This is a genomic window from Streptomyces sp. NPDC029044, from assembly GCF_040637495.1.
GTDB lineage: Bacteria > Actinomycetota > Actinomycetes > Streptomycetales > Streptomycetaceae > Streptomyces.
This window is the reverse complement of sequence record NZ_JBEZWN010000086.1, coordinates 1-25,249: the sequence shown is the minus strand read 5'-3', so window position 1 is coordinate 25,249 and position 25,249 is coordinate 1. Positions and strand designations below refer to the sequence as shown.

Genomic DNA, 25,249 nt, shown 5'->3' with positions numbered 1-25,249 from the left:
CTGGGAGGCGAGCTGCGGGAACAGGGCGCGGGGCATGCCGAGCACCATGGCGATGATGTCGGGCCTTCGACCTGCCGGTCACCGGCCGCATCCCGCGCGCGCTGAACGGCCGCTACCTGCGCAACGGCCCCAACGTCCTGGGGCTGGAGGACCCGCGCGCCCACCACTGGATGCTCGGCGAGGGCATGGTGCACGGGGTGCGGCTGCGCGAGGGCCGGGCGGAGTGGTACCGCAACCGCTGGCTGCGGTCCTCGCAGGTGGCGAAGAAGCTCGGGGAGCGGTACCCGGGTCCGGTGCCGCCGGACGACTTCCCGTGCAACACCCATGTGATCCCCTACCGCGGGCGGATCCTCGCCCTCCAGGAGAGCGGGCCGCTGCCGTACGAGCTCGACGACGAGCTGAACACCGTCGCGCCGTACGACTTCCGGGGCACCCTGAAGGGCCCGCTCACCGCTCACACCAAGTTCGACGTGCACGCCGAGGAGCTGCACGCGATCGCCTACCACCCGACCTGGGACCATGTGAGGCACCTGGTCGTCGGCCCGGCCGGCCGGGTCGTGCGGACCACGAGGATCCCGGTGGCGGACGCGCCGATGATCCACGACTTCGCGCTCACCGAGAACCATGTGGTGATCCTCGACATGCCGGTCACCTTCGACCCGGGGGGAGCCGAGCGCGGCGACATCGTGCCGTACGTCTGGAACGACCGGCATCCGGCACGGGTCGGCGTGCTGCCCCGAGCGGGCGGCGCGGTCCGCTGGTTCGAGGTCGACCCGGTCTACTACTCGCACACCCTCAACGCCTACGAGGAGGGGCCGCGCATCGTCGTCGACATGACCAACTTCGACGCGCCGTTCCTCGTCGCCGGCAACGGCTCGGGCGGCCCCTACGGAGCGGGCACGCCCCGGCTCGACCGCTGGACGGTCGACCTGCGCCAGGGGCGGGTGCGGACCAGGACCCTCGACGACCGCCCCCAGGAGTTCCCCCGGGTCAACGAGGCGCTGGTGTCCCGCCGGCACCGGTACGGCTACTCGGCGGCGGCCGCGGAGATGTCGCTCGCCTACCAGGCGGTCGACGGCACACCGCCCGACCGGGCCTTCACCAACGCGCTCATCAAGCACGACCTGCTGCGCGGCACGTCCGAGATCCACCGGCTGCCCGGGGGCGCGGCGGCGAGCGAGGCCGTGTTCGTGCCGTCCGACCCGTGCGACGGGCAGGCCGCGGAGGACGACGGGTATGCGATCGCGTATGTGCACAACCCCGACCGCGGGGCGTCGGACCTGGTGATCCTCGCGGCCCAGGACTTCACCGGGGAGCCGGTGGCCCGGATCCATCTTCCGGGACGGGTGCCGCTGGGCTTCCACGGGAGCTGGATTCCCGACGCGTGAACCCCGGCGATGCGCGATGGTGGACGTATGCATGCGAAGGACATCCTCATCGACGGTTTCAGCCGCATCCGCGAAGAAGTCCACGCCACCGTCGAGGGGCTCGGGCCGGACGAGCTGGCCGCCCGCCCCTCACCCGACACCAACTCGATCGCCTGGCTGGTCTGGCACCTCACCCGCGTCCAGGACGACCACATGGCCGACGCCTTCGGCCTGGACCAGGTGTGGCTGTCCCGGGACTGGGAGAAGCGCTTCGGTCTCGACCTGCCCCGCCGCGACACCGGCTACGGCCACAGCCCCGCCAAGGTCGCACGGGTCAAGGTCGACTCGGGTGAGCTGCTGACCGGCTACTACGACGCCGTGCACGACCAGAGCCTGGACGCCCTGCGGGGCCTCGCCGCCAAGGACCTGGAGCGGGTCGTCGACGACCGCTGGGACCCGCCGGTCACCCTGGGCGTCCGGCTGGTCAGCGTCCTGTCCGACGATCTCCAGCACGTCGGACAGGCCGCCTACCTGCGCGGGCTGCTTCAGAGCGCGGCGGCGTAACCGGGCAGCACCACGTCCCGGATCAGCGCGTTCCGCTCGTCGAAGGGGATGAACGCGCTCTTCAGGGCGTTCACGGTGACCGTGCGCAGATCCTCGACGGTCCAGCCCGCCTGCTCGACCAGCAGGGACATCTCGCGGGTCATGGTCGTGCCCGACACGAGGCGGTTGTCGGTGTTGAGGGTGACGCGGAAGCCGAGGTCCTTGAGCGCGGTGATCGGGTGCTCGGCGATCGAGGTGGCGGCGCCCGTCTGGAGGTTGGACGTCGGGCACATCTCCAGGGCGATGCGCCGGTCGCGCACCCAGCCCGCCAGCCGCCCGAGCTTGCCCGCCGCGAGGTCCGGGATGTCGTCGGTGATCCGCACACCGTGCCCGATGCGCTGGGCGCCGCACACCTGGAGGGCCTGGTGGATGCTGGGCAGGCCGTGCGCCTCGCCGGCGTGGATGGTGAACGGCACGTTCTCGCGGCGCAGGTGCTCGAAGGCCGCGAGGTGGTCGGCGGGCGGGAAGCCGTCCTCGGCGCCGGCGATGTCGAAGCCGACGACACCGGCGTCGCGGAACGCCACGGCCAGGTCGGCGGCCTCGCGCACCCGGTCGAACATCCGCATGCCGCAGAGCAGGGTGCCGACCCGCACCGGCGTGCCCGCGGCGGCAGCCTTGGCCATGCCCGCCGCCAGACCCTCCTGGACGGTCTCGACGACCTCGGCCATGGTCAGCTCGCCGTTGGTGTTCAGCTCGGGGGCGTAACGCACCTCGCCGTAGACGACACCGTCGGCGGCCAGGTCGAGCACGTACTCCTCGGCCGTGCGCAGCAGGCCCTCGCGGGTCTGCATCACGGCGAGGGTGTGCTCGAAGGTGGCTATGTAGCGGACCAGGTCGCCGGAGTTGGCGGCCTCGTAGTACCAGGCGGCGAGCTCGTCCGGGTCGGTGGTGGGCAGGGTGTGGCCGACCGCGTCGGCCAGCTCCACCACGGTGGCGGGGCGCAGGCCGCCGTCGAGGTGGTCGTGCAGGACGGCCTTGGGGAGGCGGCGGATCAGATCGGCGTCTACGCGCGTAGCAGTCATGGCGGGTCTTTCCTCGGGCGGGTGGTTCGAAGCGGCGGGGGGATCAGCCGGCAGGCTGGAGCAGGTCCCAGCGGTTGCCGTACAGGTCCTGGAAGACGGCGACGGTCCCGTACGGCTCGTGCCGCGGCTCCTCCAGGAACGCCACGCCCGCGGCGGTCATCCGGGCGTGGTCGCGGGCGAAGTCGTCGGTGTGCAGGAAGAAGCCGACCCGTCCACCGGTCTGGTCCCCGACCCGGGCGGCCTGGACGTCCCCCTTGGCGCGGGCCAGCAGCAGACCGGTACCGGCTCCTGGGGCACCGGGTTCGACGACGACCCAGCGCGATCCGTCGGGCCGGGGCGCGTCCTCGACGAGCCGGAATCCGAGGGCGTCGGTGTAGAAGCGGATCGCCTCGTCGTAGTCGTCGACGACGAGGGTGACCAGGGCGATACGTCTCATCGAGAGCCTCTCGGAGCGGGCGGTTGACCGGAGAGGTTATACGTAAAACCCCGGGGATGCCAACTACGTGCCCGACCTCCGGATCCGCGACTGTAACTACTAGTATGTACACTCGCGATCGACGACTTCAGGAGGCCCCATGCCCTTCGTCCGCATCGACACGCTCCGAGCCGGTCCCGAGCGCCTCGCCGCACTCGGCCGTGCCGTGCACGACGCCCTGACGGAGACCATCGGCATACCGCCCGACGACCGGTTCCAGGTGCTGACGGACCACGACGGCGCGAGCGGCACCCTGCGGTATGACGACTACCTCGGCGTGCACCGCGACGACGGCATCGCGTACGTCGCGGTCACACTCCGGTCCGGCCGCACGCCTGCACAGAAGCAGGCGCTCTACCGCAGGATCGCGGAACTGGCCCACGCGTACGCGGGCACGGAGCCGCGGAACGTGTTCGTCGTCCTGACGGAGAACGGGTCGGCGGACTGGTCGCTGGGCGAGGGGGCCGCGCAGTATCTCGACAGCCCGAGGCCCCCGGCCTAGGACCGTGGTCCGAGGATCCCAGGTCTGTGGCCCGAGGTGCCGGGCGGCGCCGCTCGCTACCGTCCTGTCCATGAAGATCACCGAGCCACCCCGCACCCCAGAACAGCGCAAGACGGACCTGCTAGGTCGCCTGGAGAGCGAGATCGACATCTGGGTCGCGACGGCCGACGCCGAAGGAATGCCCTGTCTCGTGCCGCTGTGGTTCGTGTGGCACGACGAGGCCGTGTGGCTGTGCACCCGGCTGACCAATCCCACCGGCCGCAATCTGCGGGACGGCGGGCGGGCCCGGCTGGCCCTCGGGGACACCCGGGACGTCGTGCTGGTCGACGGTGAGGTGCGCACCTACCCGATGGGGGACGTGCCGCCCGCGGCGGTCGAGGCGTTCCGCGCGAAGACCGGCTGGGATCCGCGCGGGGGTCACGCGTCGTACGCGTTCTTCCGGGTGCAGCCGCGCGCGGTGCAGGCGTGGTGCGAGGTGCACGAGCTGCCACGCAGGCATCTCATGCGGGAGGGCGTCTGGGCCGTGTGACGGTACGTCAAACCGGGTCCCTGCGCAGCCGGTTGAGCCTTGCCAGCTCCTCGTCGGTGAGACGGATCGCGCCCGCCGCCACGTTCTCCGCGAGATGGTCGGGGTTGCCGGTGCCGGGAATGGCGAGGACGTGGGGGCCCTGGTGCAGGGTCCACGCGATGCGGATCTGGGCGGGGCTGGCGCCATGGGCCCGGGCCACGGCGCGGACATCCTCGTCGTGGGCGGTTGTGGCGCCCCGCTCGGCGGCCTCGCCCGCGACGGCGTAGAACGGCACGAAGGCGATGCCCTGCTCGCCGCAGACCCGGAGCAGTTCGTCGCCGTCGGTGTCGGGACGGTCGAGCGCGTACCGGTTCTGGACGCAGACCACGGGGGCGATGGCCCGGGCCTCGGCGAGATGGCGGGGCGTGACGTTGGAGATGCCGAGGTGCCGGATCAGGCCCGCCTCGCGCAGTTCGGCCAGTGCCCCGAAGTGGTCGGCGATCGAGTCGTACTGCGGCATCCGGCGCAGGTTGACCACGTCCAGGTGGTCGCGGCCGAGCTGGCGCAGGTTCTCCTCCACGTGGCCGCGCAGGTCCTCGGGCCGGGCGGAGGTGCCCCACTCCCCGTCGTAGGCACGGTACGGGCCCACCTTGGTGACGATGACCAGGTCGTCGGGGTAGGGCGCGAGTGCGCTGTTGATCAGTTCGTTGTTGGCGGAGCGCAGCGAGGAGAAGTAGAAGGCGGCCGTGTCGATGTGGGTGACGCCGAGGTCGATCGCCTTGCGCAGTACGGCGATCGACCGGTGGCGGTCGCTCGGTGTGCCGTGGTGGAAGGCGGCGCTGCCCGTCAGCCGCATCGCGCCGAAACCGAGGCGGTGGACGGGCAGGTCGCCGAGTTTCCAGGTGCCCGCGGCGTCCGCGGTGATCGTCTGTGAGCTCATCGGCGGAGTCTCACACACGGCACGCGGGCCGGCGAAGCCGGTTTACGGATACGTGTACGTGTTGAGGGTGGTGACGGCGGAGGCCGGGTTGCCGCGGTCGTAGTGGTCCACGGCGAGGAAGTTGGGCTTCTTGCGGGCGGCCGGCTGGCAGAACCTCTGGGCGCGGTCGGCGAGTTTGGTGTTGTCCGTGCCGGCCGTGCCGGCGAGCGGGACGTCACGGAAGTGGTTCATGACGAACAGCGGACGGAACCCGGGTTCGGTGCGGGTCAGCGGGATGTTGGTGTCGGCGCCGTACCAGCGGCTGTAGCAGGACCAGTCGGAGGTGCCGAGGCCGGAACCCATGGACCAGTGGTTCTCGACGGTCCACTCACGCTGGTACATGACCCCGAAGCTGTCCCGGGTCAGGCCCGCCGCCTGGTCGGCGGAGCGGCTGTGGTCGGTGAAGATCAGCAGCCGGTCACCGGCTGCGGCCAGTTCCGCCGTCGTCGGCCAGCCCTTCTGCCGTACGCCGGTGAGGTCGGGCCGATAGAGCACGTCCGACAGACCGTTCACGCGGGCGAGTTCGGCGCGCAGGACGGCCGGGTCGACGTAGTCCTCCAGGAAGACGGTGACGAACTGGTCGGGGTGGGCCTTGAGGAAGTCGACCATGCGCTGGAGGTCGACCCACAGAGCGACCGGTCTGCTGACGAGGGTGCAGCTGTTGTGGCAGAGGATCGCACCGTCGGGCGTCTGGTGGATGTCCAGCATGAATCCGCGGACTCCGTCGGCCAGTTGGCGTTCGATGCCGCGGGTCTGGTTGGGCACGAGGTTCACGAAGGGTGGCGCGAAGCCGCCGTCGACGCCGTTGGCGTACGCGTTGTGCGTGGTGAGGAAGGTGACCTGGTCCAGGGTGCGCCGGTCCTGCGGCGGCATGGGCCGGGTGGCGGGTGTGACCGGGGTGAGGTACCAGGCGGCGAGGTCACCGGATCCGCCGACGGCGAGCCGGGCCGGGTAGGTGGCGCCGGACGGCTTGGGCGCGACCGTGAGGTGGCGGGTGGTTCCCGGGGCCTTGAGGGTGTAGCGGTCGGCGCCGATCGGGCTGACCTCCCACCCGGCGTCGGCGCTCGCGCAGGCGACGGTCGCGGCCAGGTCGCCGCTGCGGCCGAGACAGCTGCCGGCCGCGTCGGTGCTCTCCAGGACGTACGAGGAGCCGCTCGGCTTCAGCTGCCACTGCTGGCGGTCCTCGTTGCCGCGGGGTCTGTGCTGCTCGATCGCGCCGCCGTTGTCGGCCGCGTTGAGCCCGGTCGTGGCGCTCTGGACGTAGTACGGGCCCGGAGCCGGAACGGCGGCGGCAGCGGGCTGGGGAGCCACGACCGCGGCGGCCAGTGCCGCGGTCGTGGCGAGCAGGGCGTGGGGGGTGCGCAGACGCATGAGGGAAGCCCTTCGGTTATCCGTCAGGTTCATGACATCCCGCATGACACCACGCCGCACGGCCCCGCGTCAGCAGTACAGGTTGCCCCCGGGTGACGTGCCGAGGATCTGGGTGAACCGCTGGTAGTTGTTCACCCGGCTCTGCACCTGCGCCGGGTTCTTTCCGTCGCACTCCAGGGAGCCGTTGATGCTGCGGATCGTCTGGCCGAACCCGGCGCCGTTCACCATGGCGTTGTGCGGGGTCATGGAACCGGGGCCGGTCTGGGTGTTCCAGTACCACAGGGCGGTCTTCCACGCGACGGCCGAGTCGTTCTGCACCAGCCAGGGGTTGTTCAGCAGGTCGATGCCGAGCGCGTCGCCCGCGGCCTTGTAGTTGAAGTTCCAGCTCAGCTGGATCGGGCCGCGCCCGTAATAGGCGGCCTGCCCGGCCGGACAGCCGTAGGGCCGTCCCCAGTCGCAGTAGTGCGGGTAGTTCGCGGTGTTCTGCTCCACCACGTGCACCAGACCGCCGGTCTCGTGGCTGACGTTGGCGAGGAAGGCGGCGGCCTCCTGCTTCTTCACCGTGTCGCTGCCGGTGTTGGCGAAGCCGGGGTAGGCACTGAGGGCCGCGGTGAGCCCGCTGTAGCTGTAGAACGCATTCCGGTTCGGGAACATCTGGTTGAACTGGGCCTCGCTCACCACGAAGCGCGCGTTGGGCGTGCCGGGGCCGTTGTCGCAGGCGTACGGCTCCCAGTACCAGGTGCTGATGACCGGGTCGTAGCCCGGGTTGGCGTGCTCGGCGATGTACGCCTTGCCGTCGGTGTAGCGGACGACGTCGCCGGCGTTGTACGACTTCCCGGCCGTCCAGTTCGGGTAGCTGGAGCAGGCGGCGGCCGAGGCGTTCGAGGCGGGCAGGAGCACCGGCGCGGTGCCGGCGAGGGCGAGGGTGGCCAGGACTGCGGAGATGCGGCGTCTCGACACGGGTTCAACTCCTTCGCGGAGCACGGCCGCACCCTGACGAGGGCAGGGCGAGGAAGGCCCTTGCCCGCACGCGCCGGTGGTCCGGTCACGGCGTGGGGGCGGCCGTGGTGGGGGGCTGTGGTGCCACACTCAACCGCGTTGGTCTGTACCAGTCAAGGGTGTAGACCAGTCAGGTATAGACCTGTTGGCGTCCGCGCTGGCTGACGCCTCGTCATCCCGAGTCGGCTCGGCGCGATCGGCGACCCGTCCGGCGCTCCGGCGTCCGGCGCTCCGGCGTCCGGCGCTCACACGTGCGCCGGGTCCTCCAGCGCTGCCGCCAGCCGGCCCAGCAGGGACCGCAGCAGGTCCTCGTCGCCGCCGCCGAGCGGGGGCCGGTCCGCGCGGACCGCCCGGTCGAGGCGCTGCCAGTACTCCTGGCCGCGCGGGGTGAGATGGGCGAGGATGCGGCGCCGGTCGAACGGGTCGACCCTGCGGTGCACCAGGTTCTGGTCGACGAGCTGGTCGACCAGTTTGGTCAGTGTCGGCGGCGGCAGGAAGGCGGCCTCCGCCAGCCCCGTCATGTGGTGCCCCTCGCCGTCGGAGAGCGAGGCGAGCACCCGCCACGCGTCCAGGGAGCAGCCCTCCGCCTCCAGCACACCCTGCAATCGCCGCGCCACGAGTCGTTCGGCCCGCGTCAGCAACTGCGCGAGGTCGTCGGGCCGACGCGGGGTGGGGCTGGGCATCCTGCTCCTAGGTCACGAGGGGTGTCCATCGTAGGAGACGCACTGGAGTTCGTCCCGTGGAGCCGGAATCATGACGCCATGTTCCGGCACGACCGCCCCGCGCCCGAGTGGTTCACGGCCGACGACTCCGTGCTCGGCGTGGCCCTCGTCTTCCCCCTTCAGGGGCCGGCCGGGATCTTCGGGCCCACCTGTGAGCTGTGCGCCCGGCTGGCCGCCGAGGAGGTCAACCGGGACGGTGGCGTGCTCGGCAGGGAGCTGCGGCTGGTGCCGGTCGACGGCTCGGGCGCGCCGCACGAGATCGCCGACGAGGTCGGGGCGCTGGTGGACCTGGGGGCCGTGCAGGGCGTCACCGGTTGGCACATCTCCTCCGTACGGCAGGCGCTGGCACCCCGGATCGCACACCGCGTCCCGTACGTGTACACCGCGCTGTACGAGGGCGGGGAGGACACGGCGGGGGTCTTCCTGACGAGCGAGACCCCGCGCGACCAGCTCCGGCCGGCGATGCAGCTGCTGGCCCGCGAGCGCGGGGTGCGGCGCTGGTTCGTCGTGGGCAACGACTACGTGTGGCCGCGGCACACGGCCCGTTCGGCCCGCGGGTACGCCCGGGACTGCGGCGGGTGCGTCGCCGGCGAGGCCTATCTCCCGCTCGGCACCCACGACTTCGCCCCGGTGCTCCGCCGCGTCGAACGCTCCGGCGCCGACGCGGTGCTGATGCTGCTCGTCGGCAGTGACGCGGTGCGCTTCAACCGGGAGTTCGCCGCGTACGGACTGGACACGTGCTGCCTGCGGCTGAGCACCCTGATGGACGAGAACATGCTGGTGGCGAGCGGCCCCGCCGCGACCGAGGACCTCTTCAGCACGGCCGGGTTCTTCGCCTCGCTGGCCAATCGCGACACCCTCGACTTCCACGGGCGGTACGCCGCCCGCTACGGCGTCGAGGCGCCCGCCCTCGGCAGCCTCGGCGAGTCCTGCTACGAGGGTGTACTGCTGCTGGCCGCACTGCTGAAACGGGCCGGGGCGCTGGACGTCTCGGCGATCGGCGCGGCGGCCGGCGCGGGGACGGTGTCGTACGAGGGCCCGCGCGGGCTGCTCCGCCTCCGGGACGCCCATGTGCGCCAGCGGATCTACCTGGCACGGGCCGACGGGCTGGACTTCGACGTCCTCACGGAGCTGGACGCCCGCCTCTGACGGCACACTCCGGTCCGCGCCTGCCGGATGTGCGGCCGGTCGGCCGGCGACACGCCCCCCGGGTCGGCGCACCGCACCGCCCGGCCGCGAGAATCCCTCCCATGACCACCACACCTCATCCCCTCGTGGCCCGCGCCCAGCGACTGGCCGGCGATCTGCTCCTCCCGCAGGCCGAGCGCGTCGACCAGGAGGGGGTGCCGGCGAGCCATGTCGAGGCGGTGAAGCGGGCGGGGCTCCTCGGTGTGGTCGCGCCGCAGGAGTACGGCGGGGCCGACGCGCCCGTGGCCGTGGCGCGGGAGACCGCGGAGATCCTGTCCGGGGCGTGCTGCTCCACCTGGTTCGTGCAGACACAGCACCACACACCGGTGAAGCTGCTCGCCACCTACGCCTCTCCCGTCCGGGAGAAGCTGCTGCGGCCGCTGGCGACCGGCGAGCTGATGGCGGGCATCGCGTTCGCCCATGTCCGTGCCTTCCCCCGGGTGCCCGTGCGGGCCGTTCCCGAGGAGGGCGGCTGGCGGTTCGAGGGCAGGGTGCCCTGGTACACGGGCTGGGGCCTGAACGACGTGATGCTGCTGGCCGGCGTGACGGACACGGCCGAGGTGGTGTTCGTGTTCGCCGAGGCGCGCGAGCAGCCGGGGCTCACGGCGTCGGCACCGATGCGGCTCGCGGCTCTCACCGCCGCCCGTACGGTCTCCCTGGAGCTGGACGGCCTGCGGGTGCCGGAGGAGGCCGTCGTGCTGCGCACGCCCCAGGAGGAGTTCGCCCAGGTCGACCTGCCCCGGGCCGCCAACACCAGTCCGGCCGTGTTCGGGGTCGCGTACGCGGCGCTGGACCTGGTGGCGCGCACACCGGACGGCGAGGAGACGGCCCGGTCGCTGCGGACCCGGCTCGACGAGGTCCGGCAGGACGCCTACGCCCTGGCCGACCAGCCCGCCGCGCCCGGCTGCGTACCGGAGCGACTGGCCGTGAAGACCCGTGCGTACGACCTCCTGCGGGCGGCCACCACCGCGGCGATCGTCGCCGGGGGCGGGCGTGCCATGGATCTGGGCAGCCGGGCGCAGCGGCTGGCGCGCGAGGGGATGTTCCTGCTGGTGCAGGGCCAGACGGCCGAGGCACGCCGGAGGCACCTCGGCTCGCTGGCGGCGTCCGGCTAGCGGAGGTGCGGCATGGCCGGCGTCCGGTCCGTTCGGTCCATCCCGTCCATCCCGTCCGTCCGGTCCGTCCGGTCCGTCCGGGAGGGGGTCTTTCCGCAGAACTCCGCTTCGATGACGTCGATGTAGAGGGAGGAGTCGGGGAGCCAGTCTCCGTTGATGTTGAACGTGAGCTGGTGCTCGCCGTCCTGGGTGCCGACCATCGCGGACAGGGAGCCGTTCGTCCGGCCGCTCTTGCCCATCACCTTCACACCGCAGGACAACTGCGCGAACTCGACTCCGAGTCCGTATCCGATGCCTGGACCGGCCGGAACCTCCTCGAACATCTCGTTCAGCTGCCGCGGGGGCAGCAAGCGGCCCTTTACGAGGGCGCGTTGGAAGCGGTTGAGGTCGCCGCCGGTGGAGATGACGTCGCCGGCCGCGCCCAGCCAGGTCATGTTCTGCTCCGTGGCGTCGTGTATCTCGGCGTCGGGGGCGTCCTGGTGGAGCCGGGAGTAGCCGACAGGGTGGGGTTCGGGCATGTGGGGTGCCGTGCCGGGGAACGACGTCCCGTGCAGCTTCAGCGGCCGGAGGATGCGGCGGGTGATCTCCTGGGCGTAGCCGCGGCCGGTGACCTTCTCGATGACCATGCCCGCGACGATGAAGTTGGTGTTGGAGTACGACGGTTCGTTCTCCGGGCCGGGCTGCGGTGGGCGCCGCAGAGCGATCGCCACCAGTTCCTCGGGGGTGTGGGTGTCGTACCGGTGCTCCGGGAATCCGGGCCCCGCGGCGTCGTGGATGAGGTCGGGGTCGTCGGTGTAGTTGGGGATGCCACTGGTGTGGTTGAGGAGCCGGCGCAGTGTGACCTCGTCACCGTCGTGGCCGTTGCCGCGCAGCAGGCCGGGCAGCCATCGCTCGACCGTGTCGTCCAGGCTCAGTCTGCCTTCCGCCTCCAGCTGGAGCAGGACGGTCGCGATGAACGTCTTGGTGATGCTGGCTCCGCGGAAGTGTTCACCGGCCGACCGCTTGCGGCCGGTCGACGTGTCGGCGTAGCCGGACCGGCCGAACCAACTGCCGTTGCCGTCCCGGACTGTGGCCGCCGCCCCGGGGAGACCGCCCTGCTCGACCAGGGCTCGTAACGCGGCCCGCGTCGCCTCGTGGCCGTGCTGCGGCCCGGCGGCCTGCGCCGCCGGGGCGAGTGCCACCGTGCCGGCGGACAGCGCCACGGCCAGAACGACCGAGACGGAGCGTGCGGCGCGCAGTTTCATACCTGTGCCTCCTGATCACCGAGGGGCGGGGTTGCCTCCTCGGTGACCAGGACGCCCGCGCACGGCTCCAGGGTTGATCTTCCGGACGGGGAGGACCGGAGGTCAGCTCGCGACCGGCACGAAGGGAGCAGGAGCCGCGGGCACGGTCTCCTTGCCGCCGGGGTGCCGCCACAGTCCCTGCGCGGCGAGGCGCGGCAGGACACCCTCACCGAACCAGTACGCCTCCTCCAGGTGCGGATAGCCGGAGAGGATGAACTCGTCGATGCCCAGGGCGTGGTACTCCCTGATCCGCTCGGCGACCTCGTCGTGGCTGCCGACCAGGGCGGTGCCCGCCCCGCCGCGCACCAGGCCGATGCCGGCCCACAGGTTGGGGTGGATCTCCAGACGGTCGCGGCGGCCGCCGTGCAGGGCGAGCATGCGCTGCTGCCCCTCGGACTCGCTGCGGGCGAGGCCGGCCTGCACCGACGCCACGGTCTCCGCGTCGAAGCCGTCGAGCAGCCGGTCCGCCTCGGCCCAGGCCTGCTCGGCGGTGTCACGGGTGATGACGTGCAGCCGGATGCCGAAGCGCAGGGTGCGGCCCCGCGCTTCGGCCAGCGACCGGATCCGGGCGATCTTCTCGGCGACCTGGGCGGGCGGTTCGCCCCAGGTGAGATAGACGTCGGAGTGCCGGGCGGCGATCTCACCGGCGATGGGCGAGGAGCCGCCGAAGTAGATTTCGGGCACGGGGTCGGGGACCCGGGCCAGCGCCGCGTCCTCCACGCGGACGTGTTCGCCGTGCAGGTCGACGGCCCCGCCTTCCCACAACCCCCGGACGACGTCGAGGAACTCGCCGGTGCGGCGGTATCGCCCGTCCTTGTCGAGGAAGTCCCCGAAGGCGCGCTGCTCCTTGTTCTCGCCGCCGGTGACGACGTTGAGCAGCAGCCGTCCGCCGGTCTGACGCTGGAAGGTGGCGGCCATCTGCGCGGCGAGCGTGGGTGAGATGAGACCCGGCCGGAAGGCGACGAGGAACTTCAGGCGTTCGGTGTGCTGGGCGACCATCGCCGTGGTGAGCCACGCGTCCTCGCACCAGGCACCGGTGGGCGTGAGGGCACCCGCGAAGCCCACCTCCTCGGCAGCTCGGGCGATCTGGCTCAGGTAGGCCACCGTCGGCGGCCGGTCCCGCCCTGACGCGGTGGCCGGGGTGCCGTGACCGCCGCCGACGACATGGCGGCTGTCGCCGTTGGTGGGCAGGAACCAGTGGAAGGTGAGGGGCACGGGGGTCTCCGATCGAGGGGTGGTGCGACGGCGCGGCGGCGGGCGGGGGTCAGCCCGCCACGGCCAGCAGCGGGGTGCGGCCGAGCGCGGCGGAGAACTGATCGATCACCTGGCCGAGTGCCTCGGTGGCGGCCGGCGCTACGGCCAGGGTGCCGTCGTCCCGCACGGCGAGGTCCTTGTCGAGGGTGAACCAGCCCTGCACGATGTGGGCCGCACCCATGGAGGTGAGCACCGGGCGCAGCGCGTAGTCGATGGCCAGGACGTGGGCGACACTGCCGCCGGTGGCGAGCGGCAGCACGGTCTTGCCGGCGAGGGCGTACTGCGGGAGCAGGTCCAGCAAGGCCTTCAGGACACCGGAGTAGGACGCCTTGTAGACGGGGGTGCCGACGACGACGCCGTCGGCCCGCGCGAACAGCTCGGTGGCCTCGACGATCGCGGGGTGGCGGAAGTCCGCGCCGAGCAGGGCCTCCGCGGGGATGGTGCGGACGTCGAGTGGGATCACGTCATGGCCCTGGGCCGCCAGCCGCTGGTCGAGGTGGCGCAGCAGTCGGCTGGTGCGGGAGGAGGCGGAGGGGCTGCCGGAGACGGACAGGACGGTGGCCATGGGCTCTCTTTTCCGGGAGAAGGCGCGACTGCGCGGGGCACGACCGAATTTCGGGTTCTCCGCTGGAGAAGGGCGCGCCGGAGCAACGAATTCAGGCGTGAGGGAACTTCACCGCACAGGGCGTCGCCTCGGCACGACAAGAGTCGTCCGACGGCGGATGAGGCGGTGAGTGGAAGCGGCGAGCCGGGAGACTCAGGCTGCGGCGCGACAGGAAGCGCTGGAGACGCGTGCGAGGTCGACGTGGCGTCGCCGCGTGAGGTCCAGTCGCATGGTCATGCCATGGATCGTGGCAGCGGGGACGGCGCCCGTCAAGAAATCCGCGGCCCATCTCGTATGACGGACCGCGGATTTCGCGGAAGGTGACCTGAAAGGCCGTGCGGGACGGAGGAATTCAGTCCTCGTCCGCCGGGACGACCACGAGGAAGGCGTCCGACTCCAGGTCCATCACGACGGTGGCGGCCTCGCCCTCGGCACGGCGGCGGGCCGCGTACTCCTCCGCGGGCCACGATCCGCGCGGAGACCCCGCCGGGAACCGTTCCAACACCTTCGCGCTGATGGCCGCAGTCACGTCCGCTGCCCTCCCCTGTCCCGCGCCGCCCGCCGGGCGACGTCGATCGGTCGCTGTCGTACACATCCGGATGCCCCCGATCCGGCCGGACATGTACCGCCGGGTAGATTCCGCACCTCTCGCCGACCTCTACACATAAAGGGGACATAAGAGCAGAATGATGCTTACGCGGCGTTTACCGCATACCCCTCCAGACGCGGGCGCCCTGCACCATGAAGGAGACGAGTCATGGCCAACGTCTCGCCCACCAGAGGTGACATCACCAGCCACCCTGACGCCTCCGAGATGCGGGATCGGTACGCCCGCGTGCTCGGCGGCCGCGATGTGGCGCTCGTGGACGGACCGGTGTTCCTGCTCGGTCTGTACTGCGCCGCCTCCCCGTGGATAGTCCACTACACGACCAGCCAGCCGGCACTCGTGACCCACAACCTGATCATGGGGATCGCGATCGGCCTGCTGGCGCTCGGCTTCACTCGTGCTCCCGAGCGCATGTACGGCCTGAGCTGGGCCATGTGTGCCCTCGGGGTCTGGATGATCATCTCGCCGTGGATCGTGGGCGAAAGCCCGGACGCCGGGGTCGTGTGGAACAACATCATCATCGGTGCACTGGCCGTGGTACTCGGGCTGGTGTGCGCCGGAACTGCGGCGAAGGCCTCGCCCAGGCCGTAGCGAAAACGCCGGAAAGGAGCCGAAGGCCGGTCCGCGCCCCGGACCGGCCCGCCCATGACAGCCGTCGGCGGCAGCCGCCGCACGGGCCTCATGGGTGACTCGTCGGCGCCGCGCGGACCGAAGGGGGCGTCCCCGGTCGGCGGGCGGGTCACCGGGCCACAAGGTCACGGGCCTCGACAGGAGCCGGGAGAACGGCGACCGCGCCGACCTCAGGGACCGCGACGCGCTGCTGCGCGCGACCTGTACTCGTACGGCGTCGTGGTCGTCAGCGGCACGAAGCCCAGGCGTTCCAGGATCGGCCGGCTCTGGCTGGAGGCGTCCACCTGGAGGTAGCGGTAGCCACGGGCCGCGGCCGCGCGGGCGCGGTGGGCCACCAGCGTGCGGTAGATGCCGCGGCCACGCCACTCCTGGACGGTGCCGCCGCCCCACAGTCCGGCGAAGGGTGTGCCGGGTACGAGTTCCATGCAGGCCGCGCTCACCGGCTCGTCGCCGGCCATCGCCACGACGGCGACGACGGTGTCCGGGTCGGCCGACAGTCGGGCGAGGAGCTGATGGCGCAGCCAGGCGCTGTCCGCGCCGAACGCCTTATCGTGGACGTCGGCCACGAGAGCGACGCCCGCCGGGTCGGTGACGGGCTCGACGCGCACGCCCTCGGGCGGCTCGGCGCCGTGGGCCAGACCGGCGGCCTCGCCGATCATCAGCGTCTCCTCGGGCCCGGGCGTGAACCCTGCCTCGCACAGCCGCCGCCCGAGGTCGGCCGGGCGGTCGTGCCCGTACAGCTTCCACTCGAAGTCGAGACCGAGTCCGGTGTAGAGGCCGATCTGCGCGGCGATCACCGCGTCCGCCCCGGCCTCGTCGAGGGCGGACCACACGATGCCGTTCCAGCCCTGCGGAGAGGCGACCTGCCGGACGACACCGCCGGTCCGCTCGACCCGGGCGCCGGGGCCGTCCGGCCGCGCTCCCACCCGCAGGTCGCGGTCGAACAGGGCGAGCAACTCGGCATGATCCATGGGCAGACCTCACCAGCCGCCGGGCCGGACGGCAAACGGTTTTCCGGTCCGGCGGCACCCTTGCGGCCTGCGGCCCCGTTCCTTCCGCCCGGCGCACCGCCGCCCTATGGTCCTGTTGATCGCGTCGTCACGGGAAAGGCCGGCCCATGGTCGTGAAGGACACGGAACTGCCGCACTTGCGCCGCTGCGTGGAGCTGGCCGCCGAGGCGCTGGAGGCCGGGGACGAGCCGTTCGGTTCGGTCCTGGTGGGAGCGGACGGCACCGTCCTCGCCGGGGACCGCAACCGGGTGGCCTCGGGCGACCGCACCCGGCACCCCGAGTTCGAGCTCGCGCGCTGGTCGGCGGCACACCTCACGCCCGGGGAACGGGCGGCCGCCACGGTCTACACCTCCGGCGAGCACTGCCCGATGTGCGCGGCCGCGCACGCCTGGGTCGGCCTCGGGCGCATCGTCTACGTCGCCTCGTCCGAGCAACTCGCCGCCTGGCTGGGCGAGTTGGGTGCCCCTGTGGGGCCGGTCCGGCCACTCCCCGTGCAGGAGGTCGCACCCGGTGTCACCGTGGACGGACCGGTGCCCGAACTGACGGACCAGGTCAAGGAGTTGCACATCAGGTTCCACCGCGGACGCCACTGAGACGTCACGGCGAGGCTCCGATCCGCCCCGACGGGCGTCCGCCCGAGATGCAGGGCCGCTCGGACGAACCTACGATCGATTTCAATTGGCCCAGGCGTAAGACCAGGCGTACGCCCCGGTCTCCCCGACGGGGGGAGGCACATGTCCTCGCTGCCGGCACGTCGGCTCATGACCGTCTACGTCATCCTGGTCGCGGTCGTCACCGTCGTGTACATGACCGTCCCGGTGATGGTTCCCGTGATGTGGGCCGTGATGGGGCTGGCCGGTGTCGCCGCCATCGTGATCGGGACACGCCTGCACCGGCCCGCCCACCCGTGGCCCTGGTGGGTCCTGGCCGCCGGCTTGCTCGTCTTCATCGCGGGAGACACGTACTACTTCGTGATGGAGCAGTACCTGGGAGCCTCCAACCCGTTCCCGTCCCCGGCCGACGCCTGCTACCTCGCGATGTACCCGCTCTTCGCGGTCGGCCTCCTGGGCCTGGTGCGCCATCGCTGGGCCAACCGCGACCTGCCGAGCCTGCTGGACGCACTGATCGTCACCGCCGGCCTCGCGCTGCCCGTGTGGGTGTACCTGGTACAACCGCTGACCGTGCTGCAGGGCCTGACCTGGCAGCAGCGGGCCATCAGCATCGCCTACCCCCTCGGCGACATCCTGGTGCTGGCCCTGCTGGTCAGGCTGCTCACCCCCAGCCCGGTCGACGGTTCCAATCGCGCCGTACGCCTGCTGGTGGTCGGCACCGTGACCCTGCTCGTGACGGACATCGCGTACGGGATCCTCCAGTTGAACGACGTATGGCAGACCGGCAGCCTGTTGGATCTCGGCTGGGTCGTCTTCTACACCGCCTGGGGCCTGGCCGCGCTCCAGCCCTCCATGATCGAACTGACGGCTTCCGTGCCCCAGCGGGAGTCCCTGCTGCCGCCGCGGCGCCGGCTGGTCATGCTCGCCGTGGCCACGCTCATCGCGCCGGGGATCCTGCTCTGGGAGGGGCTGAGCGGTCAGACCCGGGACGCCGCCGTGATCGCGGCGTTCTCAGGGGTGCTGTTCCTGCTCGTGATCCTCCGGCTGGCGGGGATGGTCGTGGCGCACCGTCACGCGGTGACGCGGGAGCTGGCCCTGCGGGGAGCCGCCGCCTCGCTGGTCTCCGCCTTCCGGCAGGAAGAGGTCGACCAGTCCTGCCACCGGGCGGTCGACCGGCTGATGGGCCCGGAGGTACCGCACCGGACGATGCTGCTCCCCACGGAGCACGCGACGGACCTGGGCGCCCACGGCACCCGGCTGGTCAGCCCGGCCGCCCTCGACCCCGAGGTCGCCGCCGCGCTCGGCGGCCTGCCGTCCGTCCTGGTGTGCCCCATGACCCAGCCCGACCGGCCGGCCAGAGCCGTGCCGGGCATCCTGCTGGTCGCCGCCCCCGAGCGGCAGCTCCACGAGACCTGGGGCTCCCTGGAGATCCTGGCCTCGCACGCGGGTCTGGCCATGGAGCGCGTCGCATTGCGCCAGGAGGTCATCCGTCGGGAGAACGAGGCGTACTTCCGCACCCTCGTCCGCAACGCCTCCGACGTGATCCTGATCCTGGAGGACGACGACACCATCCGGTACGCCAGCCCGTCCGCGCGGTCCGTCTTCGGCACCGACGAGCTGCTCGGCGTGTCCCTGCCGGACCTGGTGGACCCCGGTGACCGGCAGCGGGCGGCCCGGGAGCTGGCCGCCGTACGGGAGCGGGGTTCGGGGGCGGGCCACGACCACTGGTGGGTGCGGCGCCGGGAAGGGCGCGTCGAGGTGGAGGTCCGCTTCAGCGACTTCCGGGACGAGCGGACCGTGTCCGGTCTGGTGGTGACCCTGCGGGACGTGACCGAGCAACGGCGACTGGAGCAGGAGCTGACACAGCGCGCCTTCCACGACTCACTGACCGGTCTGCCCAACCGGACGCTGCTGCTGGAGCGGATCGAACGCGCCCTGCTGCGCGGCCGCCGCGAGTCGTCCCTGACCTGCCTCCTCTTCATCGACCTCGACGACTTCAAGCTGGTCAACGACACCATGGGGCACCGGGTGGGCGACCATCTGCTGGTCGCGGTCGGCAACCGGCTGTCCCGGACACTGCGGCGCACCGACACCGCGGCCCGGCTCGGCGGCGACGAGTTCGCCGTGCTGATGGAGGACGCCAAGCAGCCGCTGGACGCCGAGCTGCTCGCGGCGCAGGTGATCCAGACCCTGGGCAGGCCCTTCGACCTGGCCGACGAGTCGGTGACGGTGTCCGCCAGCGTGGGCGTGGCCACCGCGCGCGACAGCACGGACGCGGAAGAGCTGCTGGGCCATGCCGACCTCGCGCTGTACGCGGCGAAGGCGGCGGGCAAGCGGCAGTGGCGCCGCTTCAAGCCGCTGCTGCGCAGCCGCATGGTCGAACGGCACGATCTGCAGTCCCAGCTGGCCCAGGCGGTCGCCGACAAGGCGTTCGCGCTGCGCTACCAGCCGGTGGTGGACATCACGGCGGGCGAGGTCGTCGGGTTCGAGGCGCTGGTCCGCTGGCCGCACGAACACCGGCCGCCCGTCGCCCCGGAGCAGTTCATCAGCCTGGCGGAGGAGACCGGCCACATCGCCCCGCTGGGCTCGTGGGTGCTGGAGAACGCGGTCAGCGACATCATCGGGCTGCAACGGCTGCCGGGCCCCGGCCGTCCGCCGTACGTCAGCGTGAACGTCTCCGCCCGTCAGTTCCGCGACGCCGGGTTCATCGAGCAGGTCGGGGAGGCACTGAGCACCCCCGGGCTCGAACCGGGATCACTCCAGCTGGAGCTGACGGAGACGGTCCTGCTGCACCGCGACGACCGGCTCCAGACGGTGCTGAACACACTGAAGGAACTCGGGGTCCACATCGCGGTCGACGACTTCGGCACCGGCTTCTCGTCGCTGCGCTACCTGCGCGACTTCCCCATCGACGTACTCAAGATCGACAAGTCGTTCATCGACGACATCGCACAGGACGCCCAGCAGGTCGCCCTCGTCGAGGGCATCGTGCGGATCGCCGACACCCTGGGCCTGCAAGTGATCGCGGAGGGCATCGAGGACACCGCGCAGCGGGATCTGCTGGCCGGCATGGGGTGCCGGTTCGGGCAGGGGTTCCTGTTCGCCCGGCCGCTGACGGTGGAGCAGAGCGCGCACGTGCTGCGGGAACCGACCGCCCGCCCCTTCGCACCCCCGCAGACCCCGAGGCCCCGGGTCGATGCCGCCCGCGGCCGCCGCGAAGCGCGCTGGGCGGACCTGGAGCACCTGCGGCGCACCAGCCCGATGAGCGACGCGGTCCTGGACGAGGTCCGCGGGAGGCACATCCGCAGCGGTGACCACTGGCTGATCGACTTCGCGTCGTGCAACTACCTGGGCTTCGACTGGGACCCGGAGGTCATGGGATCGGTCGATCCCGCGGTCCGCCGGTGGGGCACGCATCCCAGCTGGTCGCGGCTGCTGGGCAGCCCGCGGCTGTACCCCGACATCGAGGAGCGGCTGGCCGCGCTGCTGGGCGCGCCGGACACGCTGCTGCTGCCCACCCTGACGCTGGTGCACTCCTCGGTGATCCCGGCCATCGCGGAGGACGGGCACGTCTTCGTGGAGGCGACCGCGCACCGCACGGTCTACGACGGCTGCGTGGTGGCCCGGGCGCAGGGCGCCACCCTGCACCGCTTCCATGCCGAGCGGCTCGACGAACTGCGTGCCCTGCTGGCCGCGGTCCCGCCGGGCACCCCTCGACTGGTGTGTCTCGACGGCGTCAACAGCATGAGCGGCAACATCCCCGATCTGCCTTCCCTTGCGGCGGTGTGCCGCTCCGAGGGGGCGACGCTGTACGTCGACGACGCGCACGGCTTCGGCGTGATCGGGGAACGGGGGCCCGGCGAGACGTGCCCGTACGGCATGCGCGGCAACTGCGTGGTGCGGCACACCGGGGAGTCGTACGAGGGGATCGTGCTCGTGGGCGGGTTCTCCAAGGCGTACTCGTCCTTGCTGGCGTTCCTCGCCCTGCCGCCGGAGCTGAAGAACAGGCTGAAGACCGCGGCGGCCCCCTATCTGTACTCGGGGCCGTCACCGACGGCGTCACTGGCGACCGCGCTGGCCGGGCTGGACGTCAACGAACGCCGGGGCGACGCGATCCGGGCGGACCTGTACCGCAAGACGGTCCGGGTCCTCGACCACCTGGAGGGAATGGGGGTCAGCACCCTCAACTCGGACCGGCTGCCGATCGTGGAGGTGCCGCTGGCGAACCCCGCGGACCTGGACGCGGTCGCCGCGTTCCTGTGGCAGGAGGGCGTCTACGTGACGCTGGCGGCCTACCCGCTGGTCCCCCGGGACCGGGTGGGGTTCCGCGTCCAGCTCACGGCCCTCAACTCGGACGAGGACATCGACCATCTGAACGGGACCCTGACCCGGCTGTCCGAACGCTTCCCGCTGCGGCTGAAGGGCTAGAGGGCCATGACGACGCACAACGACGACGTGGACTGGGACCGGTGGCCGGTCTCCGACTACCTCGCGGAGAACTACCGCGAGGTGCACGCGTCGGACGCGACGGTCATCGCGCACCACTCCGCGTTCTACCGGGGCCTTCCGTCCGGCCGGATCGCCCGCTCGGTGGAGTTCGGGGCGGGACCCAACCTGTACCCGCTCATACTGGCGTCCGCCGCGTGCCGCAGGATCGACGCCGTGGAGGCCGGAGCCGGCAACATCGCCTACCTGGAGGACCAGATCTGCCACCGGCTCGACGCGAGCTGGCTCCCCTTCCACGCGCTGTGCCGGCAGCTCAACCCCGCGGTGCCCGCGACCCTCGCCGGAGCGCTGGCCCCGGTGAACATCGTCCACGCCGACGTGCGGACCCTGCCGCCGGGGGCGTACGGGCTCGCCTCCATGCACTTCGTCGCCGAGAGCGTCACGGAGGACTTCGCGGAGTTCGCCGACTTCTGCCGTGCCTTCGTCCGCACGGTCCGGCCGGGCGGCCACCTCGTCGCCGCGTTCATGGAGAACATGCCGACGTACCGCATCGGTCCGGCCTCCCGCTGGCCCGGCTGCCCGGTGAACCCGGCGACCGTGACGGAGGTCTTCACGCCCCTGACCCGGGCCCTGGACGTGACCCACATCGACGTGGACCCGACCCTGCCCGATTACGGGGACTCGGGGATGGTGCTGCTCACAGGGGTGGCCGAGGCGGTGTAGCCCGCGTCCGTCAGCCGTCCGACCCCGGGCGGAACCTCCGGCGCAGCACCACTCCCCCGGCGACCAGGGCCGCGCCGGCCGCGACGGCCTGGAGGGTGTGGTCCGTGCCCGTGTGGGCCAGGGCGCCGGTGGCGTGCGGGACGGTGTGCGGGCCGCTGCGCGGGGCCGGTTCGGGGGCCGGGTCCTGGCGGGGCGGCGGGGTCCGGTCCGGGAGCGGCTTCGGCGGGTGCTGGGGGCGGACCGGGCGCCGGTCACCGGGGGTGTTCGAGGACGCGTTGCCGGTCGACGGGTTGCCGATGCCGACCACGTTCGCCGAGTTGCCCGTGACGTTGACCGGGAGGTCGACCGGCAACTGCACGCCGTTGCCGGAGATGACCCCCGGTGAATCCTTTCCGCCTGCCTCGGCGACCGCACCGCCGGACGTGCCCGGCCGGCCCGCCCGCCCGTCGTCCACGTTCGCACAGCCGTTGCCGGCGGCGGGGTTCAGGAGCCCCACCACGTTCACGGTGTTCCCGCACACGTTCACCGGAACGTGCACCGGCAGCTGGACGGTGTTGCCGGAGACCACCCCGGGCGAACCGGCCGTCGAGCCGTCCGCACCGGAGCCGGCGTACGCGGGGACGGTCACGGCCATCGCGCCCGATGCGGCGGCGACGGCGATCACTCCGTTTCGGGTAAGGCGTCTCATATGACCCCTGCCTTCCAGACATCGTGTCGCGGGCACTCGCCCGCACCGCATAGAACGCGGGGCGGCCGGTCCGAGTTATGGCTTATCGGCCTTTCACTCCATCGAGCGGCCCGGTTGTCGAACTAGCGGTAAAGCCCTTCGTATACCGGCTCCGCATGCGGGCTTCGCCGGGACGGGCGGCACAGAACGCGGGGCGCCGCCCGGCTCCGCCCGCCCGGAGGCGAGGCTCCCGGGGCCCGCTTATGGTGAGCGAGGGCGCCCGTCCCGGTCCGCTGCGGGACGCCCCGCGTCCCTGGAGGATCGATGCTGGCGAATCTGTCCACGCGCCCCTCGATACGGCGCTGCGCGGTCACCGGTACGGCCGGGCTCGCCCTGCTGGGCACGGCACTGCCGGCCGCCGACGACCCGCCGCCCGGACTCACGCGCTTCTACGACCAGAAGGTCACCTGGTCGAAGTGCGAAGGCATGGACATGCCGAAGGACCTCCAGTGCGGGAAGGTCACCGTCCCGCTCGACTACGCCGAGCCCGGGCAGGGCACCCTCGACGTCGCCGTCGCCCGCTACCGGGCCACGGGCACCTCACGCGGATCGGTCCTGCTGAACTTCGGCGGCCCGGGCGGCCAGGGCGTGGCCCAACTCGCCATGGGCGGCAAGGACTTCATGGGCCTGACGAACGGCTACGACGTGGTCTCCTTCGACCCGCGCGGCGTCGGCCGCTCCTCGCCCGTCAGCTGCGGAAACGCCTCGGACAGCGCCCTGGACGCCACCGACGGCAATGCCGACGTGACCGATCCGGGGGCCGTGCTCGAAGAGCTGCGCGCGGCGGCGGCCCAGTGCACCGAGCACTCGGGCCCGGTCCTGCCCCACATCGGCACGGTCAACGCCGCCCGCGACCTGGACGTCATACGCGACGCGCTCGGCGACGACAAGCTCAACTACCTGGGCTTCTCCTACGGGAGCCGGCTCGGCGCGGTGTACGCGGCCCAGCACCCCGACAACGTCGGCAGGATGGTGCTGGACGGTGTCGACACACTGACCGAGCCCCTGTCCGACCAGGGTGTGGCGAGCGCCCGGGGACAGCAGACCGCACTGGAGAACTTCCTGACCTGGTGCACCGAGGACATCGCCTGCCCGTTCGGGCGGGATCCGCGAGAAGCCCGGAAGCACGTCGTACAGGTGGTCGAGTCGCTTGACAAGGATCCGCTGCCGAACGACTTCGGCGAGGCGTTCTCCGGGCAGGACTTCGCCGGCGCTCTCGGGCAGGGCCTCTACAGCAGGGAGCTCTGGCCCTCGCTCCAGCGGGCCATCGGCCGGCTGCTGGAGGACGGCGACCCGAGCGGCCTGGAGGCGTTCCTGTCCGGGGGCTTCACCCTCCCGCCGAAGCGCGGCCCGCACGCCGGGCTGACCGATCCCGCGGACGTGCCGCTCGACAACCTGCCGGCGGCACTGATGGCGGTCAACTGCGCGGACGATCCGGACCGCCCCGCCGCCGCGCAGGTCACCGAGGACCTCGGCCGGCTGCGCGCCCGCTACGAGCAGGCCTCACCGGTCTTCGGCCGCTACCGGCTCACCCAGGTGCTGATGTGCTACGGCCGCCCCAAGGGCACCGACTACATCCGCGAGGACGTCAAGGACGTCGACACGCCGAGGATGCTGCTCGTCGGCACCCGGGGCGATCCGGCCACGCCGTACCGCTGGACGGTGGAGACGGCCAGGCGGCTCGGGTCGTCGGCCGTGGTGCTCGACAACCGCGGCGAAGGGCACACCGGCTACGGCTCGTCGAAGTGCGTGCACAGCAAGGTCGACGCCTTCCTGCTGTACGGGACCCTCCCGCCGGACGGCAGCTCCTGCGGCTCGGACCGCGACGACGAGTGAGATCGATTGCCCCAAATGCCCTAAAGGCGAATTCGCTCTATCGTTCTGTCATGGAGAGCGTTCTGAGTCCCGCGACCCTTGCCGAGCTGCGGCGTCCGCGCCCCTACCCCGCGGTCTCCGTGCTGACGCCGACCCATCGGCGCGATCCCTACAACGCCCAGGACCAGGTCCGGCTGCGCAACGCGGTGGCCGAGGCCAAGAGGCAGCTGGAGGCCGACCCGGCCGTCACCCGTGAGCGACGCACCGAGGTCGCCGGGCACCTGGACCGGGCCATGACCGAGGTGGACCTGACACACGCCGAGGACGGGCTGGTGATCTTCGCCGCTCCGGGCGAGCACCAGGTGTGGTCGGTGGCGAGGTCCGTCCCCGAACGCGTGGTCCTCTCGGACACCTTCCTGACCCGCAACCTCGTCTCCGCCCAGACGGCCGGACGGCCCTTCTGGGTCCTGTCGCTCGCCGCGGACCGCGTCACCCTGTGGAACGGCGGCGTCGACCGGGTCACCGAGGCCCGGGTCGGCGGCTTCCCGATGACCCGGCGCGTGGAGAACTTCGACCCGGAGCGACAGCAGCGGATCGGCGACACGCCGAGCGCCTTCCGGGAGGAACGCACCCGCCAGTTCCTGCGCGAGGCCGGCACCGCGATGACCGCCGTGCAGATCGGAAGAGC

24 protein-coding genes and 1 pseudogene are annotated in these 25,249 nt (G+C 71.8%); 12 read left to right on the top strand and 13 right to left on the bottom strand.

Features of this window, described 5'->3' with window-relative positions; translation table 11 throughout:
• Window positions 1-71 precede the first annotated feature (71 nt).
• On the top strand, window positions 72-1,388 hold the full coding sequence (locus AB0E85_RS36410) for a carotenoid oxygenase family protein (RefSeq protein WP_361936676.1): 1,317 nt from the start codon (window positions 72-74) through the stop codon (window positions 1,386-1,388).
• Window positions 1,389-1,415: 27 nt separating this feature from the next.
• Window positions 1,416-1,931, top strand: a complete 516-nt coding sequence (locus AB0E85_RS36405; RefSeq protein ID WP_361936670.1) for a DUF664 domain-containing protein — start codon at window positions 1,416-1,418, stop codon at window positions 1,929-1,931.
• On the opposite strand, the gene AB0E85_RS36400 is transcribed toward AB0E85_RS36405, so the two are convergent.
• On the bottom strand, window positions 1,913-2,992 hold the full coding sequence (locus AB0E85_RS36400) for an adenosine deaminase (protein ID WP_361936668.1): 1,080 nt from the start codon (window positions 2,990-2,992) through the stop codon (window positions 1,913-1,915). The genes AB0E85_RS36405 and AB0E85_RS36400 overlap by 19 nt on opposite strands.
• A gap of 43 nt (window positions 2,993-3,035) precedes the next feature.
• On the bottom strand, window positions 3,036-3,428 hold the full coding sequence (locus AB0E85_RS36395; protein ID WP_361936666.1) for a VOC family protein: 393 nt from the start codon (window positions 3,426-3,428) through the stop codon (window positions 3,036-3,038).
• 139 nt (window positions 3,429-3,567) lie between these two features.
• Between AB0E85_RS36395 and AB0E85_RS36390 the strand changes: the two genes are divergently transcribed.
• Together AB0E85_RS36390 and AB0E85_RS36385 are read left to right on the top strand one after the other, a co-directional pair.
• A complete protein-coding gene (locus AB0E85_RS36390) occupies window positions 3,568-3,969 on the top strand; it encodes a tautomerase family protein (RefSeq protein ID WP_361936664.1) in 402 nt (133 codons plus the stop codon).
• A gap of 70 nt (window positions 3,970-4,039) precedes the next feature.
• The gene (locus AB0E85_RS36385; RefSeq protein WP_361936662.1) at window positions 4,040-4,498 is read left to right on the top strand and encodes a pyridoxamine 5'-phosphate oxidase family protein; all 459 of its coding nucleotides are present in this window, start codon (window positions 4,040-4,042) and stop codon (window positions 4,496-4,498) included.
• A gap of 7 nt (window positions 4,499-4,505) precedes the next feature.
• Here the strand turns inward: AB0E85_RS36385 and AB0E85_RS36380 are convergent, their stop codons facing one another.
• The 4 genes from AB0E85_RS36380 to AB0E85_RS36365 form a co-directional block, all read right to left on the bottom strand.
• On the bottom strand, window positions 4,506-5,417 hold the full coding sequence (locus AB0E85_RS36380; protein WP_361936660.1) for an oxidoreductase: 912 nt from the start codon (window positions 5,415-5,417) through the stop codon (window positions 4,506-4,508).
• Window positions 5,418-5,459: 42 nt separating this feature from the next.
• On the bottom strand, window positions 5,460-6,821 hold the full coding sequence (locus AB0E85_RS36375) for a PI-PLC domain-containing protein (protein WP_361936674.1): 1,362 nt from the start codon (window positions 6,819-6,821) through the stop codon (window positions 5,460-5,462).
• Between the two features lie 75 nt (window positions 6,822-6,896).
• Complete coding sequence (locus AB0E85_RS36370; RefSeq protein WP_361936658.1) at window positions 6,897-7,787, bottom strand: glycoside hydrolase family 19 protein; 891 nt, start codon at window positions 7,785-7,787, stop codon at window positions 6,897-6,899.
• A 284-nt stretch (window positions 7,788-8,071) separates the two neighbouring features.
• Window positions 8,072-8,509, bottom strand: coding sequence for a MarR family transcriptional regulator (locus AB0E85_RS36365; protein ID WP_361936656.1), 438 nt, complete (start codon window positions 8,507-8,509; stop codon window positions 8,072-8,074).
• A gap of 78 nt (window positions 8,510-8,587) precedes the next feature.
• Between AB0E85_RS36365 and AB0E85_RS36360 the strand changes: the two genes are divergently transcribed.
• Together AB0E85_RS36360 and AB0E85_RS36355 are read left to right on the top strand one after the other, a co-directional pair.
• Window positions 8,588-9,697 (top strand): substrate-binding domain-containing protein, encoded by a 1,110-nt coding sequence (locus tag AB0E85_RS36360; RefSeq protein ID WP_361936654.1) that lies wholly within the window; start codon window positions 8,588-8,590, stop codon window positions 9,695-9,697.
• Between the two features lie 101 nt (window positions 9,698-9,798).
• Window positions 9,799-10,851 carry an acyl-CoA dehydrogenase family protein gene (locus AB0E85_RS36355; RefSeq protein ID WP_361936652.1) on the top strand — a complete coding sequence of 351 codons (1,053 nt, stop codon included), beginning with the start codon at window positions 9,799-9,801 and terminating at the stop codon, window positions 10,849-10,851.
• On the opposite strand, the gene AB0E85_RS36350 is transcribed toward AB0E85_RS36355, so the two are convergent.
• The 5 genes from AB0E85_RS36350 to AB0E85_RS36330 form a co-directional block, all read right to left on the bottom strand.
• The gene (locus tag AB0E85_RS36350) at window positions 10,848-12,095 is read right to left on the bottom strand and encodes a serine hydrolase domain-containing protein (RefSeq protein WP_361936650.1); all 1,248 of its coding nucleotides are present in this window, start codon (window positions 12,093-12,095) and stop codon (window positions 10,848-10,850) included. The genes AB0E85_RS36355 and AB0E85_RS36350 overlap by 4 nt on opposite strands.
• Before the next feature lie 102 nt (window positions 12,096-12,197).
• Window positions 12,198-13,349 carry an LLM class flavin-dependent oxidoreductase gene (locus AB0E85_RS36345; protein WP_361936648.1) on the bottom strand — a complete coding sequence of 384 codons (1,152 nt, stop codon included), beginning with the start codon at window positions 13,347-13,349 and terminating at the stop codon, window positions 12,198-12,200.
• Between the two features lie 49 nt (window positions 13,350-13,398).
• The gene (gene ssuE, locus AB0E85_RS36340; protein WP_361936646.1) at window positions 13,399-13,953 is read right to left on the bottom strand and encodes an NADPH-dependent FMN reductase; all 555 of its coding nucleotides are present in this window, start codon (window positions 13,951-13,953) and stop codon (window positions 13,399-13,401) included.
• A gap of 192 nt (window positions 13,954-14,145) precedes the next feature.
• The gene (locus tag AB0E85_RS36335; RefSeq protein WP_351405193.1) at window positions 14,146-14,223 is read right to left on the bottom strand and encodes a putative leader peptide; all 78 of its coding nucleotides are present in this window, start codon (window positions 14,221-14,223) and stop codon (window positions 14,146-14,148) included.
• Window positions 14,224-14,344: 121 nt separating this feature from the next.
• Window positions 14,345-14,521, bottom strand: coding sequence for a hypothetical protein (locus AB0E85_RS36330; protein WP_167345901.1), 177 nt, complete (start codon window positions 14,519-14,521; stop codon window positions 14,345-14,347).
• A gap of 228 nt (window positions 14,522-14,749) precedes the next feature.
• Here AB0E85_RS36330 and AB0E85_RS36325 point away from each other — a divergent pair, with 228 nt between their 5' ends.
• Entirely contained in the window at window positions 14,750-15,190 is a 441-nt protein-coding gene (locus AB0E85_RS36325) for an SPW repeat protein (protein ID WP_033309457.1), read from the top strand.
• Between the two features lie 209 nt (window positions 15,191-15,399).
• On the opposite strand, the gene AB0E85_RS36320 is transcribed toward AB0E85_RS36325, so the two are convergent.
• Window positions 15,400-16,200, bottom strand: coding sequence for a GNAT family N-acetyltransferase (locus AB0E85_RS36320; protein WP_361936643.1), 801 nt, complete (start codon window positions 16,198-16,200; stop codon window positions 15,400-15,402).
• Between the two features lie 146 nt (window positions 16,201-16,346).
• Here AB0E85_RS36320 and AB0E85_RS36315 point away from each other — a divergent pair, with 146 nt between their 5' ends.
• The 3 genes from AB0E85_RS36315 (at window position 16,347) to AB0E85_RS36305 (ending at window position 22,019) form a co-directional block, all read left to right on the top strand.
• Window positions 16,347-16,832, top strand: coding sequence for a nucleoside deaminase (locus tag AB0E85_RS36315; protein WP_361936641.1), 486 nt, complete (start codon window positions 16,347-16,349; stop codon window positions 16,830-16,832).
• A 168-nt stretch (window positions 16,833-17,000) separates the two neighbouring features.
• Window positions 17,001-21,278 carry an aminotransferase class I/II-fold pyridoxal phosphate-dependent enzyme gene (locus tag AB0E85_RS36310; RefSeq protein WP_361936672.1) on the top strand — a complete coding sequence of 1,426 codons (4,278 nt, stop codon included), beginning with the start codon at window positions 17,001-17,003 and terminating at the stop codon, window positions 21,276-21,278.
• 6 nt (window positions 21,279-21,284) lie between these two features.
• Window positions 21,285-22,019, top strand: a complete 735-nt coding sequence (locus AB0E85_RS36305) for a class I SAM-dependent methyltransferase (protein ID WP_361936639.1) — start codon at window positions 21,285-21,287, stop codon at window positions 22,017-22,019.
• Between the two features lie 10 nt (window positions 22,020-22,029).
• On the opposite strand, the gene AB0E85_RS36300 is transcribed toward AB0E85_RS36305, so the two are convergent.
• Entirely contained in the window at window positions 22,030-22,707 is a 678-nt protein-coding gene (locus AB0E85_RS36300) for a chaplin family protein (RefSeq protein WP_361936637.1), read from the bottom strand.
• A 303-nt stretch (window positions 22,708-23,010) separates the two neighbouring features.
• Here AB0E85_RS36300 and AB0E85_RS36295 point away from each other — a divergent pair, with 303 nt between their 5' ends.
• Both AB0E85_RS36295 and AB0E85_RS36290 read left to right on the top strand, forming a co-directional pair.
• Window positions 23,011-24,582, top strand: coding sequence for an alpha/beta hydrolase (locus AB0E85_RS36295; RefSeq protein ID WP_361936635.1), 1,572 nt, complete (start codon window positions 23,011-23,013; stop codon window positions 24,580-24,582).
• 50 nt (window positions 24,583-24,632) lie between these two features.
• A pseudogene (locus AB0E85_RS36290) lies at window positions 24,633-25,249 on the top strand (chemotaxis protein); the annotation flags it as partial.

What these genes read in the sequence shown, in the direction of transcription:
- ssuE (WP_361936646.1), bottom strand. Translation starts at nt 13,953, where the DNA reads ATGGCCACCGTCCTGTCCGTCTCCGGCAGCCCCTCCGCCTCCTCCCGC.
- AB0E85_RS36405 (WP_361936670.1), top strand. Translation starts at nt 1,416, where the DNA reads ATGCATGCGAAGGACATCCTCATCGACGGTTTCAGCCGCATCCGCGAA.
- AB0E85_RS36300 (WP_361936637.1), bottom strand. Translation starts at nt 22,707, where the DNA reads ATGAGACGCCTTACCCGAAACGGAGTGATCGCCGTCGCCGCCGCATCG.
- AB0E85_RS36320 (WP_361936643.1), bottom strand. Translation starts at nt 16,200, where the DNA reads ATGGATCATGCCGAGTTGCTCGCCCTGTTCGACCGCGACCTGCGGGTG.
- AB0E85_RS36360 (WP_361936654.1), top strand. Translation starts at nt 8,588, where the DNA reads ATGTTCCGGCACGACCGCCCCGCGCCCGAGTGGTTCACGGCCGACGAC.
- AB0E85_RS36355 (WP_361936652.1), top strand. Translation starts at nt 9,799, where the DNA reads ATGACCACCACACCTCATCCCCTCGTGGCCCGCGCCCAGCGACTGGCC.
- AB0E85_RS36305 (WP_361936639.1), top strand. Translation starts at nt 21,285, where the DNA reads ATGACGACGCACAACGACGACGTGGACTGGGACCGGTGGCCGGTCTCC.
- AB0E85_RS36295 (WP_361936635.1), top strand. Translation starts at nt 23,011, where the DNA reads ATGCTGGCGAATCTGTCCACGCGCCCCTCGATACGGCGCTGCGCGGTC.
- AB0E85_RS36400 (WP_361936668.1), bottom strand. Translation starts at nt 2,992, where the DNA reads ATGACTGCTACGCGCGTAGACGCCGATCTGATCCGCCGCCTCCCCAAG.
- AB0E85_RS36335 (WP_351405193.1), bottom strand. Translation starts at nt 14,223, where the DNA reads ATGCGACTGGACCTCACGCGGCGACGCCACGTCGACCTCGCACGCGTC.
- AB0E85_RS36365 (WP_361936656.1), bottom strand. Translation starts at nt 8,509, where the DNA reads ATGCCCAGCCCCACCCCGCGTCGGCCCGACGACCTCGCGCAGTTGCTG.
- AB0E85_RS36310 (WP_361936672.1), top strand. Translation starts at nt 17,001, where the DNA reads ATGACCGTCTACGTCATCCTGGTCGCGGTCGTCACCGTCGTGTACATG.
- AB0E85_RS36350 (WP_361936650.1), bottom strand. Translation starts at nt 12,095, where the DNA reads ATGAAACTGCGCGCCGCACGCTCCGTCTCGGTCGTTCTGGCCGTGGCG.
- AB0E85_RS36315 (WP_361936641.1), top strand. Translation starts at nt 16,347, where the DNA reads ATGGTCGTGAAGGACACGGAACTGCCGCACTTGCGCCGCTGCGTGGAG.
- AB0E85_RS36385 (WP_361936662.1), top strand. Translation starts at nt 4,040, where the DNA reads ATGAAGATCACCGAGCCACCCCGCACCCCAGAACAGCGCAAGACGGAC.
- AB0E85_RS36390 (WP_361936664.1), top strand. Translation starts at nt 3,568, where the DNA reads ATGCCCTTCGTCCGCATCGACACGCTCCGAGCCGGTCCCGAGCGCCTC.
- AB0E85_RS36325 (WP_033309457.1), top strand. Translation starts at nt 14,750, where the DNA reads ATGGCCAACGTCTCGCCCACCAGAGGTGACATCACCAGCCACCCTGAC.
- AB0E85_RS36395 (WP_361936666.1), bottom strand. Translation starts at nt 3,428, where the DNA reads ATGAGACGTATCGCCCTGGTCACCCTCGTCGTCGACGACTACGACGAG.
- AB0E85_RS36380 (WP_361936660.1), bottom strand. Translation starts at nt 5,417, where the DNA reads ATGAGCTCACAGACGATCACCGCGGACGCCGCGGGCACCTGGAAACTC.